The sequence below is a fragment of the Pseudomonas sp. BP11-1-1 genome, assembly GCF_052112105.1.
GTDB lineage: Bacteria > Pseudomonadota > Gammaproteobacteria > Pseudomonadales > Pseudomonadaceae > Aquipseudomonas > Aquipseudomonas alvandae.
In genome coordinates, this window is the sequence record NZ_JAUTYU010000004.1 from 436,467 (window position 1) to 450,672 (window position 14,206).

Here is a 14,206-nt window from a genome sequence, read left to right on the forward strand (position 1 = left end):
CTGATCAGCCGAAAATCGTCACCGTCTGCCGGCTCATGGCGATCAGCCGGCCATCGGCGCTCCAGAATTTCGCTGCGACATGACCGTAGCCGTCCTGGGCATGTTCAATCTCGGCGAGATACTGGCACCAGTCCAACGTCGTCAGTTCCAGCAATGGCTGGACGAATTCGATGGTCCAGGTAAGCGTGCTGCCCGGCGCCATCTGGGTGAGGTGCGGCAGCAGCGCTGGCGGCCAGGCGTCGACCAACGCCAGGATGTGACCTTCGTCCAACGGCTCTTCCTTGACGTCCCCGCGCAAGCGCACCCAGCCTCCCATGCTGCGGGATTTGTTGCCGGTAAACGGCAATCCTCCAACGCTCCAACGCATTGCCAAATGACGCATGAACTCCGGGGTTCCGCCCTTGATGTAAGGCAACTCCTGGCACTGCTCGACATCCTTGAATTCAGGCGCGGGGTCGGCCTGCACCGCCACGACGGAAGATCGCGACGCGCCAAAGCTGCCTTGCACCACCGTCACGACCTGGCCGTTCTGCACGGCACGGCCCAATACCTGGCTGACGGCCTTGCCTTCGCGCAACACATCGACTTGAAAACTGACCGGCACGTCGGGCTCGACCGGACCGACAAACGTGATCGCCAGCGAGCGCACCGGGCGATCCGCCGGGACGCATGCACGCATCGCCTCGTATTGCAGCGCCGCGACCAAGCCACCAAAGCTGGCACGCCCCTGGCCCCATTCAGGCGGGATCACCACGGCGTCTGGCTGATTGCGCACGGCATCGATCAAATCGGAAAAGCGCATGTCGACCTCGGAAGCAGGAAAAAAGATGAAGGGATCTTAACCAGCCCGCACGAGCAGTACAGCGCTCATTCCGGCCAAAGAGACTGACAGAAAAGCCGCGGGCCAAGAATCCACCGCGAATATCCTGTGGGAGCGGGCTTGCTCGCGAACGCGGTAGGTCAACGCATACGCTGTGACTGCACGATCGCAATTCGCGAGCAAGCCCGCTCCCACAAGGAGAACATGCAAGATTCAGGATTTATCGAAGCAACTGGCAATCAACTTATCCAGCACCCGATCGGACTTGGCCTCGGCCTTTTCCATGGTGATTTGCCAGACCGGTACACAGGGTTGCAGGTCGGCTTCCTGCTCGGCCCGCGCCAGCCACTGCCAGCAATCGTGCCAATCGCCCAATGCGCCCTGGGCGGACTTGAGCCGTGGCATGGCCGCCTCCGGCAAGCGATCGAGTTCAGGATAGGCTTCGATGGCGTAGCGCACGCGCTTGATCAACAGGCGCAGGCGATGACGGTCATGAGCCGGATCACGCAAGGCCTCGCCGAGTTTTTTCCATTGTTTGTCGAGGCGTTTTTCGATGCGTTTGCGCAGCCCGTCGAGCAAGCCCTGGCGCTGGGCTGCACGGATGAAGCGTGGGAACGCGTCGAGAATCATCAACAGCTGCGCCAGCTCGGGGCTGCCGGCCACGGCGGGATACGCCTCGGCCATTTGCACCTGGCGCCGCTGCGCCGCCTCGGTCTTGCCGTGCTTCTCGAGATAGGCCGCCAGCACTTCACGGTCGCGCAAAGGCGTGGTCAGGCTACCGACTGCCGACGCGGCCGTTTCCAGCTGCTCGACACCGGGCAGTCCACGCAACGGACGAAGCAGGCTGCGCAACCGACGGACCGTGGTCCGCAGGTCATGCAATGCTTCGCTGTCGGTTTGGGCGTTCAAGCGGGCCTGACAGGCCAGCAGGCGGACTTCCAGGCCCAGTATCCGGGCCACCAGCCGATCGATCATGAGACGTACTCCGTACGCAGCCTCAAGCGATAAGCTTCAAGCGGCAAGTGGAGCGGCGCGTCGCCCTCTTGAAGCTCAAAGCTTAAAGCTTGCAGCTGCCTTTATCATCTTCCTGCGCGGGATTCGCGGATGTAGAAGCGGGCCTTCTCGGCTTTTTTGGTGCAGCCTTCATACGCTTCGAATTGCTGCTGGGTCTTGGCACCGGTCAGCAACGACAGGGCCTTGGAGTAGCTGACGGTACCGGCGAATCCTTCGGCCTTGGCCAGGTCAAGTTCACGCCATGCGCTGTCGAGCTGGCTGCCGCAACTGTCGCGGTAGGCGGTCTTGCCGGCGCAACCGGCCAGGGCCAGAACCATCAAGGATGCCATCAGGGGCAGGCAGATCCGGGCTTTCATCGATAACACCTCAAGTCAGGTAAACAGTCGTGCTGGTATGACGGCTTTGCCAGTAAAAAGTGCCTCGGCTCGACCGGTATATTCAAGTGTGGACGAGAATACGCAAATGCCGTCGTGGCGTGTCAAAAAACGACGTCTGCGCCACAACGATTTGAGCCGGGCCGTCGATCAGTGCATTGTTGACGTCTGTTCGACAAGAGGCCACCTCATGACAAAACGTGTCGCATTGGTATTGGGCTCGGGCGGCGCCCGGGGCTACGCCCATATCGGAGTGATCGAGGAGATCGAACGGCGCGGCTACGACATTGCCTGTATCGCCGGCTGTTCCATGGGCGCCGTCGTCGGTGGAATCTATGCCGCCGGCAAACTCGAGGATTACCGCAACTGGATCGAAAGCCTCGATTACCTGGACGTGTTGCGGTTGGTGGACGTCAGTTTTCGCCTGGGGGCGATTCGTGGTGAGAAGGTGTTCGGACAGATCCGCAAGATTGTCGGTGAACTCAATATCGAAGACCTGCGCATTCCCTATACGGCGGTCGCCACCGACCTGACCAACCAGCAGGAAATCTGGTTCCAGGAAGGTTGCCTGCACCAGGCGATGCGGGCCTCGGCGGCCATTCCCAGCCTCTTCACCCCGGTCATGCAAGGCAACCGCATGCTGGTGGACGGCGGCTTGTTAAACCCATTGCCGATCGTGCCGGTGGTGTCGAGCCATTGCGACCTGATCATCGCGGTCAACCTCAACGCCACCAACCAGAAACAATACAGCCTGCCAGTGATCCAGCGCCCCGCTGCGTTCCGGCGTCGCTTCGACACCTTGGTCAGCTCCCTGGGTTCACGGCTGCCGTTTCGCCGCAAACAGGCCGAGCAGTTGCTGCTGTTGGAACAGGAAGCGCTTAAGGCCGAAGCAGCCGATATCAACCCGTGGATCGAGTCCGCCGAGCCCGAAGGCCAGCAGCCTGCCGCCGCGCCGGAAACCGAAGGCGCACCGAGATCCGCCACCGGCTCGTTCATCATCGACAACGTCGGGCCGGCGTCCTTGCTGGACCTGATCAACCAGAGTTTCGAGGTGATGCAGACGTCGTTGGCCCAGTACAAGATCGCCGGTTATCCGCCAGATGTGCTGATCAACGTGCCGAAGCGAGTGTGCCGGTTCTTCGAGTTCTACAAGGCGCCGGAGCTGATTGCGCTAGGGCGGGAGATTGCCAGGGATACGCTGGATCGGTATGAGCGTGAGCAGAATTGAAAGTGTTTGTAGACTTTTGTGGCGAGGGGATTTATCCCCGCTGGGCTGCGTAGCGGCCCCAAAAAAGTATCAGAAATGGATTTTTCTCCTGACACTCCGAGTGATGAAATTTTAGGGCCGCTTCGCAGCCCAGCGGGGATAAATCCCCTCGCCACAACAGCGCTTGGCTTTAGCTCTCAACGGTGATCAAGCACCCTCCTCCAACAACCGATACCCCACCCCCGCTTCAGTCACGATAAACCGAGGCCGGGTCGGGTCGTCAGCGAGTTTCTGGCGCAGGTGACCGACGACGATGCGCAGGTAGTGGCTGTCTTCGATATGGGTCGGCCCCCAGATGTCCTTGAGCAATTGCTGCTGGGTGATGACCCGCCCCGGATGCCGCGCCAACTGCGCCAGCACCGCGTATTCCTTGCGGGTCAGGGCCACTTCGGCGCCGTCCAGCAGGACCCGGCGATAAGCCAGGTCCACCGTCAGCGGGCCCAACGTCAATGCCGCTGGCGGTGCTTCGCCTGCTGGCGCCTGTCGCAGTAGCGCACGCACCCGGGCGAGGAACTCCTGGATGCCGAATGGCTTGGTCACGTAATCATTGGCGCCATTGTCCAGCGCCTCGACTTTCTGCGCTTCGCTGGCGCGTACCGACAGGACCAGCACGGGCACCGCCGACCATTGGCGAAACTCGCGCAACACTTGCTGGCCGTCCATGTCCGGCAAGCCCAGGTCGAGCACCAGCAGATCCGGCTTGTTCAACGCCGCCTGGGCCAGGCCCTCGGCGCCCGTTTCGGCTTCGAGCACCTTGTAGCCTTGGGAGGCCAGGCTGATGCGCAAGAACTTGCGAATCTGCGGCTCGTCATCGATGACCAAAAGGGTCGCGCTCTGGCTCATGGGTTCCATTCATCACAATCAAGTCGCGAGAGCATAACGCAGCGCCGGTCAGGCTTCATCGTCCATGCCCGGTTGTGCCTGCAAGGGCAAGTGCAAGGTGATGCAGGTGCCGCGCCCGTCGAGGCCGTCGCCGACGCTGATCCGCCCGCCATGGGCACCGATCATGCCCTGGCAAATCGCCAATCCGAGCCCGGTGCCTTGCCCACCGCGATCACCGCGGGCAGCGGTGTAGAACATGTCGAAAATCTTCTCGCGCTCTTGCTCGGGGATGCCTGGCCCTTCATCCGCCACGGCGAACAAAACTTCGTCTACCGTCGCCTCGGCACTGAGCAACAATCGGCCGTGGACCGGGGAGAACCGCGCGGCGTTCTCCAGCACATTGACCAGGGCCTGCTCGATCAGCGCAGCGTGGACATACAACAACGGCAAGCCGGCCGGCACTTCGACGCTGACGGCCAGCGGCGCCAGCACCGCACGCAAGCGGTTCAGGGCACTGCCGACGATGTCGGCCGGCGACACCCAGTCCCGGGCCAACTTCAGGGCGCCGTGACCCAGGCGCGTCATGTCGAGCAGGTTCTGGATATAGCGATCCAGCCGCTCGGCCTCATCGCGGGTGCCTTCGAGCAGTTCGCGACGGTCCTCGATCGGAATCGCTTCGCCCAACGCCAATAGGCTGTCGATGCTGCCGCGCATGGAGGTCAACGGCGTGCGCAGATCATGGGAGACAGAGGCGAGCAAGGCGCTGCGCAATTGTTCGGTTTCGCCGTGCAGGCGTGCCGCCTCCAGGTCCTGGGCCAGTTGTGCCCGGGCCAGCGCCTGGGCCAACGGCTGGCTGAGGGCCGCCAGCCATCGCCGTCGCTGGTCGCTGAGCGGCTTGCCGTCTTTCGTGCAGACGCCGAGCAACCCCAGCGGCTCGCCCTCCGCCGACAAAGGCCACCACCACCAACGCCCGGACGGCAGCGTCGCGGTACCGGCGCCGGCCGGTTGATCGTGTTGCCACGACCAGTCGGCGGCGGCGCGCTCGGCCTCGTTGAACGTCAGCGGTTCGGGGGTCTCGACTTTCCAGCCAGCCGGGCCGTCGCGATTGAGCAAGCACAGTTGCAAGTCGTACTCGCTGTTGAGATGGAGCACGGCGGCGCTGATCACCGCCTGGCGATCGGTCGCGGCGGTCAGTTTGCGTGACAGGTCGAGCAGCTCGCCGGTTTCCTGCTGGGTGTCGCGCAGCGCCTGCAACTGGCGCCGCTGGCGGGCCGCGAGGTTGCCGGTCAAGGCCGCCATCAGCAGGAAGAACACCAGCGTCAGCACGTCCTCTTCGCGTTGAATCGTCAGGGAAAAATTCGGCGGAATGAACAGGAAGTCATAGGCCAGGAACGACAGCGCCGCACAGGCCAGCGCCGGGCCGAGGCTGCTGCGCACCGCCACCAGCAACACCGCCATCAGAAACACCAGGGAAATGTTGGGCAACGCCAGCAGCCCGGATATCCCCCAGGCCAAGGCGCTGGCCACCACCGTCGCCACCAGCACCAGCGCATAGTCGAAACCGGTCTGGACGGAACCTGCACGCTGGCGGGCGGGTGGCGGCGACTCATCGCTGTCCAGCACGTTGATTTCCAGGCCACGGGCGTTGCGCAACAGGCGCGACGCGAGGCCACCGCCAAACAGGTTCCGGCGCAGCCGCGGTCGGGACTGCCCTACCAACAGCAATGTCGCGCGACGTTGCCTGGCGTGTTGGATCAAGGTCTTGGCGACTTCGCCAGCCCGCAGCAACACCACCTCCCCGCCGAGCCTTTCAGCCAATTGCTGGGCGTTTTGCAGGCGTTGGCGCGATGCCTCGTCCCGAGCCGCGCCGTTATCCACGTGCACCACGCTCCACGGCAGATGCCGACGCTGGGCGACCCGACTGGCGTGGCGCACCAGCCGTTCAGCCTGCACGTCGCCGTCCACGCCCACCAACAGCCGTCCCTGTACCGCCGGAGCCGACTGGCCCAGTTGTCGATAGCCCTGGGCCAGATCGTTATCTACCTGCGCGGCGGCGGTCTGCATGGCCAGTTCGCGCAGGGCGGTCAGGTTGGTCTGGGAGAAAAACGCATCGATCGCGGCCCGCGCCTGTTCCGGCACGTAGACCTTGCCGTCGCGCAAGCGCTCCAGCAGCTCGCGCGGTGGCAGGTCGATCAACAACAGCTCATCGGCTTCCTGCAATACCCAATCCGGCAACGTCTCGCGCACCTGCACGCCGGTGATGCCGCGCACCTGATCATTGAGACTTTCCAAGTGCTGGACGTTGACCGTGGTGTAGACGTCGATGCCAGCGGCGAGCAGTTCCTGGATGTCTTGCCAGCGCTTGGCGTGGCGACTGCCGGGCGCGTTGCTGTGGGCCAGTTCGTCCACCAGCACCAGGCTCGGGCGCGCCGACAGGAGCCCGTCGAGGTCCATTTCCTCGAGCATCACGCCGCGATATTCCGAACGTACCAATGGCTGCTGCGCCAGGCCATTCAACAGCGCTTCGGTCTCGGCGCGCCCGTGGGTTTCGACGACCCCGGCGATGACGTCCGTGCCTTGACGCAACCGGGTGTGGGCCGCTTGCAGCATGGCGTAGGTCTTGCCGACGCCCGGAGCGGCGCCCAGGAAGACCTTGAGACGGCCACGGTCGTGGCGTGGCAGATTGGCTAATAGTGCATCGGCGCGGCCGGAGTCGCTCATGCTGGATCTCTTGTTTCAGGAATGGAATTAAGCCTCTGTGGGAGCGAGCTTGCTCGCGATGGCGGTCGTTCAGCCGCCACTGTCATTGACTGACCCACCGCTATCGCGAGCAAGCTCGCTCCCACAGGTTTCTACAGTTTTTCCAGGGCCATATTCAGCGCCAGCACGTTCACCACCGGCGGGCCCACCAAGGGCCGCTCGGTGTTGTCGTCAAGCAACTGCTGCAACGTCGACACCGGCACATTCCTGGCGGCGGCGACACGCGCCAGTTGATAGGCAATCGCCGCCGGAGGCAAGTGCGGATCCAGCCCACTGCCGGAGGTGGTCAGCAGCGCCAGGGGCACCGGGCCCTGATTGGGAACTTGCAGCTTATGGGCGTCATCGATCACGCGGGTGGCCAGCGCCGGGTTGCTGGGCGAAAGATTGCTCGCGCCGCTGGCCACCGTGGCAAAGGCACCTGCCGAGGGGCGCGGATGGAACCAGCCATCGCCGGTGAAATCCTGGGCGATCAACCGGGAGCCACGGACCTTGCCGTCGGCATCATGAATCAGGCTGCCGTTGGCCTGGTCCGGGCAGGCGACTTGCGCCACGCCGGTGACGAGCAATGGATAGGCGACGCCGGTGAGCAGCGTCATCAGGAGTAACAGGCTCAAGGCCGGGCGAATCAAAGTGAACATTTCAAATCCTCAGTTGAAACACAGCTTGGTGAGTGAACACACATTTGTGGCGAGGGGATTCATCCCCGCTGGGTTGCGCAGCAGCCCCAAAAGAACCGCCACATTCATGTCTGACTACCGCAATCACAATCTTGGGTCTGCTTCGCAGACCAGCGGGGATAAATCCCCTCGCCACAAAAAAACTCACACCCAAGGCTCAAACCAAGTGCAACCCCGTCAATAACAAATCAATCGCCTTGATCCCCACGAACGGCACCGCGATCCCGCCGAGGCCGTAGATCAGCAGGTTGCGCCGCAGCAAGGCCGCCGCGCTCGCTGCCTGCACCCGCACGCCGCGCAGGGCCAGGGGAATCAGCACGACGATGATCAGGGCGTTGAAGACGATGGCCGAGAGGATCGCGCTTTGCGGGCTCTGCAGGTGCATGACGTTCAGCACGCCAAGCTGCGGATAGATCGAGGCGAACAGCGCCGGCAGGATCGCGAAATACTTGGCAATGTCATTGGCGATGGAGAACGTGGTCAGCGCGCCACGAGTGACCAGCAATTCCTTGCCGATCTGCACCACGTCCAGCAACTTGGTGGGATCGCTGTCGAGGTCGACCATGTTGGCCGCCTCGCGCGCGGCCTGGGTGCCGTCGTTCATCGCCATGCCCACATCGGCCTGGGCCAGGGCCGGAGCGTCGTTGGCGCCGTCGCCGCACATGGCGACCAGCCGGCCATCGTTCTGCTCATGGCGGATACGCGCCAGTTTTTTCTCCGGCGTGGCCTCGGCCAGCACATCATCCACGCCCGCTTCGGCAGCAATCGCGGCGGCAGTCAGCGGGTTATCGCCCGTGACCATCACCGTGCGGATCCCCAGCTTGCGCAGCTCGGCAAAGCGCTCGCGGATACCGGGCTTGACCACGTCCTTGAGGTGGATGGCACCGAGCAGTTTGCCGTCCACGCAGACCAGCAACGGCGTGCCGCCGCTCTGGGCGATTTTGTCGACTTCCCGCGCCAGTGCGGTGGGCAGCCCGTCACGGGGCAGGCCGATGAAACTCAACAGGGAATCCACCGCGCCCTTGCGATAAACGCGTCCTTGATAATCCACGCCGGACAAACGGGTTTCGGCGCTGAAGGGCACGGCGGTCAGCGCGTCCAGAGCGGGTTCGGCCTGCGGATGCAACCCGCGCAGGTATTCGACGATGGACTTGCCCTCGGCCGTGTCGTCAGCCAGGGAGGCGAACAAGGCGCCTTCGGCCAACGCCTTGGCGCTTACGCCTGGGGCCGCATAGACCGCGGCACAGCGGCGATTGCCAAAGGTGATGGTGCCGGTCTTGTCCAGCATCAGCACGTGCACATCCCCTGCCGCCTCTACCGCGCGGCCGGACTTGGCGATCACGTTCAAGCGCACCAGGCGGTCCATCCCGGCGATGCCGATGGCCGACAGCAATCCGCCGATGGTGGTGGGGATCAACGTCACCAACAGCGCCACCAGGAACACCAGCGGCAGGCTGCCATTGGCAAAGTGGGCGAACGGCTGCAGCGTCACCACCACCAGCAGGAAGATCAGCGTCAGGCCGATCAGCAGGATATCCAGCGCCACTTCGTTCGGGGTCTTCTGGCGTTTGGCGCCTTCAACCAGGGCGATCATGCGGTCCAGGGTGGACTCGCCGGGATTGCTGGTGATGCGCACCAGCAACCAGTCGGAGACCAGCCGCGTGTTGCCGGTGACCGCCGAGCGATCGCCGCCAGACTCACGGATGACCGGTGCCGATTCCCCGGTAATCGCGGCCTCATTGACCGCCGCGATGCCTTCGATCACTTCGCCGTCACCGGGGATCATCTCCCCTGCCGCGACCCGTACGACATCGCCTTTGCGCAAGCGGGTGGCGGGTACGACTTCAAAGCCGTCCGCGGTCTGGCGACGAGCGCTCAAGCCTTCGCTGCCGGCCTTGAGGCTGTCGGCACGGGCCTTGCCTCGCCCCTCGGCCAAGGCCTCGGCGAAGTTGGCGAACAACACGGTGAACCACAGCCACAGGGCGATTTGCGCGGCCACGAAAGTCGGCACCGCGCTGTCGGGAACCAGGCACAGCACGGTGGTGAGGATCGCGGTGAGCTCCACCACCAGCATCACCGGCGCACGGTGCAACTGGCGCGGGTCAAGCTTGACGAACGCTTGCACCAGCGCTGGCCGCCACAGGGCTGACAGATTGGTTTTGGCTTGCTCCGGCGCCTTGGCGACGACGGTCTTGCTCATTGGCATGTTCATCATCAAATCCTCAGAAACCCAGGCTCAGGTGTTCGGCAATCGGGCCCAGGGCCAGCGTCGGCAGGAAGGTCAAGCCGCCGACCAACAGGATGGTCACGGTCAACAACGTCACGAACAGCGGGCCATGGGTGGGAAAGCTGTTCTGGCCGATGGGCGCGGTTTTCTTCAGGGCCAGGCTGCCAGCCAACGCCAGCACCGGCAGGATGTAGCCGAAACGACCGATCAACATGCCCAGGCCCAGCATCAGGTTGTGAAACGGCGTGTTGGCGCCGAAGCCGGCGAACGCCGAACCGTTGTTCGCCCCCGCCGAGGTGTAGGCGTAAAGCAATTGGCTGAAACCGTGGGCGCCAGGGTTGCTCACCGCCGCCGCAGGGCCGGGCAGGCTCGCGGCGATGGCGCCGAGCACCAGCACGCTCACCGGCATCACCAGCAGCGTCACCACCAGCAACTGCACTTCCCGGGCGCCGAGCTTCTTGCCCAGGTATTCCGGCGTGCGACCGATCATCAACCCCGCGAGAAACACCGCGATCAACACGTTCAGCAGCATCCCGTAGAGCCCGGCGCCGACGCCGCCGAAGATCACTTCGCCGACCATCATGTTCATCAGCGCCACCATCCCGCTCAGCGGATTGAGGCTGTCGTGCATGGCGTTGACCGAGCCGTTGGACGCCGCCGTGGTCGTCACCGACCAGAGCACCGTGGCGGTGGTGCCGAAGCGTGCCTCCTTGCCTTCCAGTGGCGCAGTTTGTTCGACGGCTGCGTCGTCGAGGGCTGGATTGGGTTGATATTCAGCCCACAACGACGTCGCCCCGCCGATCAGGAACAAGGCCAGCATGCAGGCGATAATCGCCCGGCTCTGGCGCAGATCCTTGACGTAATGACCGAAGGTGAACACCAGCGCCGCCGGGATCAGGATGATCGACGCGACTTCGAAGAGATTGGTCCAAGCGGTCGGGTTCTCGAACGGGTGCGCCGAATTGACGCCGAAGAAACCGCCGCCGTTGGTGCCCAGTTGCTTGATCGCAATCTGGCTGGCCGCCGGACCGAGAGGAATCACCTGGTCGACGCCCTGCATCGTCACCCCATGCACATAATGCGCTAAGGTCTGCGGCACGCCCTGCCAGACCAGAAACAACGCCAGCAACAGGCACAGCGGCAACAACCCATAGAGCGTGGCACGGGTCATGTCGACCCAGAAATTGCCCAGGGTCGTGGCGGACTTGCGCCCGATCCCACGGCACAGCGCAACCAGCACGGCCAGGCCCGTGGCGGCGCTGACGAAGTTCTGCACCGTCAGGCCGATCATCTGGCTCAAGTAGCTGACGGACGCCTCACCGCTGTAGGACTGCCAGTTGGTGTTGGTCATGAAACTGACCGTCGTGTTGAACGCCTGGGTCCATTCCATGCCGGGCAGGTTTTCAGTGTTGAGCGGCAAATGCCCCTGTAACAGGAGCACGGCGAACAACAAGGCGAAACCCGCCAGGTTGAAGGCGAGCAAGGCCAGGGTGTACTTCTGCCAACTCTGCTCGGTGGTCGAATCGACACCGGCCACCTTGTAACAACACCTTTCCACCGGACCCAGCACGGGTGAGAGCCAGGTGCGCTGGCCTTCCATCACCCGATAGTAGAACCGCCCCAGGAAAGGCGCGGGGATCAGCACCAGCGCGAAAAAGCCGAGGATCAGCCCGTAGTCATAACCGTGCATAGCCGCTCCTAACCCCGGTCCGCGCGCAACAGCGCAACCAACAGATAAATGAACAGCGCCACTGCCAGCAGCAGCGACACCCCGTCCAGAACACTCATGGGATTTCTCCGTGGTACGGCGTCGTGCCGTGTGTGGAGGGATTGTCGGCAGGGAGGGTGTAAAGGTGCGAGATCAAGGGTGGGGTGGGGGAATAAAGAATCTGTAAAAATTGGTGATTGAGTGAGAGGGATGCGGGAATGCCCTACTGCAGCGTAAGTATGTGCCTGGCTCGACAAACCCCCAGTCGGATCGACACTGCTATTGCACTACCCGACTCCTGCCGACAAGCTATGCCGTATTTTTGGAGAAGGCTGAGCTCACATGCGTATCCTCATCACCGGCGGCGCCGGTTTCATAGGCTCTGCCCTAATTCGCGAGCTGATTGAGAATTCTGAGCATTCTGTCCTAAACCTGGACAAGCTGACTTACGCTGGCAATCTCGAATCGCTCGTCAGCATTGCTAACAACGCTCGTTATGAATTCGTTCAAGTGGATATCGTTGATCAGGCAACTGTCAGCGCTGTGCTGGCCCGTTTCCGACCGCATGCGGTCATGCATCTCGCAGCAGAATCCCATGTTGATCGGTCCATTGACGGACCATCGGATTTCATTCAGACCAACATCGTCGGCACGTACAGTTTGCTGGAGGCAACCCGTGCTTATTGGCAATCCCTTCCCGAATCGGAAAAAACGGCCTTTCGCTTTCATCACATTTCTACCGACGAGGTATATGGCGACCTGCACGGCGCGGATGATTTGTTTACGGAGACTACCGCCTATGCGCCCAGCTCGCCCTACTCGGCCAGTAAAGCAGCCTCCGATCATCTGGTTCGTGCCTGGCATCGCACATACGGCCTGCCCGTCCTGTTAACCAATTGTTCAAATAACTACGGGCCGTTCCACTTCCCTGAAAAGCTCATTCCGCTTGTCCTCCTCAACGCCTTGGCTGGCAAGCCTCTGCCGGTATACGGCAACGGCATGCAGGTCCGTGACTGGCTGTTCGTTGAAGATCATGCCCGAGCGCTGATCAAGGTAGTCACAACGGGCAAGGTCGGCGAGACCTACAACGTTGGCGGCCACAACGAGCAAAAGAACATCGATGTTGTCCGCGGAATCTGCCAATTGCTGGAAGAGCTCGCGCCGCAAAAGCCTGAAGGCATCGCGCACTATGCTGACCTGATAACCTTCGTGCAGGACCGTCCGGGCCATGACCTGCGATACGCAATCGACGCCGGGAAAATCGAGCGTGAATTGGGCTGGGTACCGCAAGAAACCTTTGAGTCGGGGCTGCGTAAAACCGTCAGATGGTATTTGCACAACTTAGAATGGTGCCGTCGCGTTCAAGACGGCAGTTATCAAGGCGAACGCCTTGGTTTCATCAATGAAAAGGAGCTGCTCGCATAATGAAAGGCATCGTATTGGCGGGTGGCTCGGGCACGCGGCTGCATCCCATCACACTGGGCGTGTCGAAACAGCTGTTGCCGGTTTATGACAAACCGATGATTTACTACCCAATATCCGTATTGATGTTGGCTGGCATCAACGAAATATTGATTATTTCTACACCGCAGGATTTACCGCAATACCGCAACCTTCTGCAGGATGGTAGCCAGTTCGGGGTGAAGCTCAGTTATGCGATCCAACCGTCACCGGATGGTCTGGCCCAAGCCTTTCTGATTGGTGAAGAGTTTATCGGCACTGATCCGGTGTGCCTGATTCTTGGGGACAACATCTTCCATGGGGCATATTTCGGTGGACTGCTACAACGAGCAGCCGGACGCCCATCAGGCGCGACTGTGTTCGGATATTGGGTGAAAGATCCCGAGCGCTTCGGGGTGATCGATTTCGATAGCAAGGGTTGCGCCTTATCAATTGAAGAAAAGCCACAAAAGCCAAAATCCAACTATGCGGTCACCGGTTTGTACTTCTACGATAATGACGTGATTGAAATCGCCAGGACCATCAAGCCCTCGGCGCGTGGCGAGCTAGAGATCACAGACATCAACAATGCCTATCTTCGGCGCGGTGATTTGCAGGTGGAGCGCTTCGGTCGCGGCTTTGCCTGGCTCGACACCGGCACTCATGACAGCCTGCTTGATGCTTCACAGTACGTACAGACCATCGAGCACCGTCAGGGTCTTAAAGTCGCCTGTCTTGAAGAAATTGCCTACGACAACGGTTGGATTAGCCGAGAACGCTTGCTTGAGCGCGCACGCTTTTTTGGAAAGATTGAATACGGTCAATACCTAGCCAAGGTTGCAGGAGAAGAATAATACGACGCCAGCCAACAGCGATGGGAGACCGTACTGCCTGAACACCGAATGAGTAAAGTCGGGCCTTCCTTTGAAAGGCCACTTCTCTGTGGCTGCCAGCAGCGCTAAATGCGTGCGCAAGAAAACTGCAACCGATGAGCTAAGGCGCTGAATTGGGGCGCATACACGCCCAACCAACGATGAAATATCCCTATACGACACGATTTCACCCATAACGACCGTTCAAACCATACTGGCACGTCC

Annotated in this window: 12 protein-coding genes; 3 read left to right on the plus strand and 9 right to left on the minus strand. The window is 61.7% G+C overall.

The window, feature by feature from the left end; translation table 11 throughout:
* Positions 1 to 4: 4 nt before the first annotated feature.
* The 3 genes from Q7C33_RS11625 to Q7C33_RS11635 all read right to left on the minus strand — a co-directional run bounded on the left by Q7C33_RS11625 (position 5) and on the right by Q7C33_RS11635 (position 2,190).
* The gene (locus tag Q7C33_RS11625) at positions 5 to 802 is read right to left on the minus strand and encodes an acyl-CoA thioesterase (RefSeq protein ID WP_407683411.1); all 798 of its coding nucleotides are present in this window, start codon (positions 800 to 802) and stop codon (positions 5 to 7) included.
* Positions 803 to 1,033: 231 nt separating this feature from the next.
* The gene (locus Q7C33_RS11630) at positions 1,034 to 1,795 is read right to left on the minus strand and encodes a CHAD domain-containing protein (RefSeq protein WP_030141852.1); all 762 of its coding nucleotides are present in this window, start codon (positions 1,793 to 1,795) and stop codon (positions 1,034 to 1,036) included.
* Positions 1,796 to 1,899: 104 nt separating this feature from the next.
* Positions 1,900 to 2,190: a hypothetical protein gene (locus Q7C33_RS11635; protein ID WP_030141851.1), complete on the minus strand. Its 291-nt coding sequence runs from the start codon at positions 2,188 to 2,190 to the stop codon at positions 1,900 to 1,902.
* Positions 2,191 to 2,398: 208 nt separating this feature from the next.
* Between Q7C33_RS11635 and Q7C33_RS11640 the strand changes: the two genes are divergently transcribed.
* Positions 2,399 to 3,436, plus strand: coding sequence for a patatin-like phospholipase family protein (locus tag Q7C33_RS11640; RefSeq protein ID WP_198797858.1), 1,038 nt, complete (start codon positions 2,399 to 2,401; stop codon positions 3,434 to 3,436).
* A gap of 186 nt (positions 3,437 to 3,622) precedes the next feature.
* On the opposite strand, the gene Q7C33_RS11645 is transcribed toward Q7C33_RS11640, so the two are convergent.
* The 6 genes from Q7C33_RS11645 to kdpF all read right to left on the minus strand — a co-directional run bounded on the left by Q7C33_RS11645 (position 3,623) and on the right by kdpF (position 11,749).
* Complete coding sequence (locus Q7C33_RS11645) at positions 3,623 to 4,318, minus strand: response regulator (RefSeq protein ID WP_217860027.1); 696 nt, start codon at positions 4,316 to 4,318, stop codon at positions 3,623 to 3,625.
* 48 nt (positions 4,319 to 4,366) lie between these two features.
* Positions 4,367 to 7,018, minus strand: a complete 2,652-nt coding sequence (locus Q7C33_RS11650) for a DUF4118 domain-containing protein (RefSeq protein WP_407683412.1) — start codon at positions 7,016 to 7,018, stop codon at positions 4,367 to 4,369.
* 131 nt (positions 7,019 to 7,149) lie between these two features.
* Positions 7,150 to 7,695 carry a potassium-transporting ATPase subunit KdpC gene (kdpC, locus tag Q7C33_RS11655; protein WP_407683413.1) on the minus strand — a complete coding sequence of 182 codons (546 nt, stop codon included), beginning with the start codon at positions 7,693 to 7,695 and terminating at the stop codon, positions 7,150 to 7,152.
* A 196-nt stretch (positions 7,696 to 7,891) separates the two neighbouring features.
* The gene (kdpB, locus tag Q7C33_RS11660) at positions 7,892 to 9,946 is read right to left on the minus strand and encodes a potassium-transporting ATPase subunit KdpB (RefSeq protein WP_407683414.1); all 2,055 of its coding nucleotides are present in this window, start codon (positions 9,944 to 9,946) and stop codon (positions 7,892 to 7,894) included.
* 10 nt (positions 9,947 to 9,956) lie between these two features.
* Positions 9,957 to 11,651 (minus strand): potassium-transporting ATPase subunit KdpA, encoded by a 1,695-nt coding sequence (gene kdpA / locus Q7C33_RS11665; RefSeq protein ID WP_407683415.1) that lies wholly within the window; start codon positions 11,649 to 11,651, stop codon positions 9,957 to 9,959.
* An 8-nt stretch (positions 11,652 to 11,659) separates the two neighbouring features.
* The gene (gene kdpF / locus Q7C33_RS11670; RefSeq protein ID WP_032863112.1) at positions 11,660 to 11,749 is read right to left on the minus strand and encodes a K(+)-transporting ATPase subunit F; all 90 of its coding nucleotides are present in this window, start codon (positions 11,747 to 11,749) and stop codon (positions 11,660 to 11,662) included.
* A 262-nt stretch (positions 11,750 to 12,011) separates the two neighbouring features.
* Here kdpF and rfbB point away from each other — a divergent pair, with 262 nt between their 5' ends.
* Both rfbB and rfbA read left to right on the plus strand, forming a co-directional pair.
* On the plus strand, positions 12,012 to 13,094 hold the full coding sequence (gene rfbB, locus Q7C33_RS11675) for a dTDP-glucose 4,6-dehydratase (RefSeq protein ID WP_407683416.1): 1,083 nt from the start codon (positions 12,012 to 12,014) through the stop codon (positions 13,092 to 13,094).
* A complete protein-coding gene (gene rfbA / locus Q7C33_RS11680; RefSeq protein ID WP_407683467.1) occupies positions 13,091 to 13,963 on the plus strand; it encodes a glucose-1-phosphate thymidylyltransferase RfbA in 873 nt (290 codons plus the stop codon). The genes rfbB and rfbA overlap by 4 nt, the downstream gene beginning before the upstream one ends.
* Positions 13,964 to 14,206: the final 243 nt, after the last annotated feature.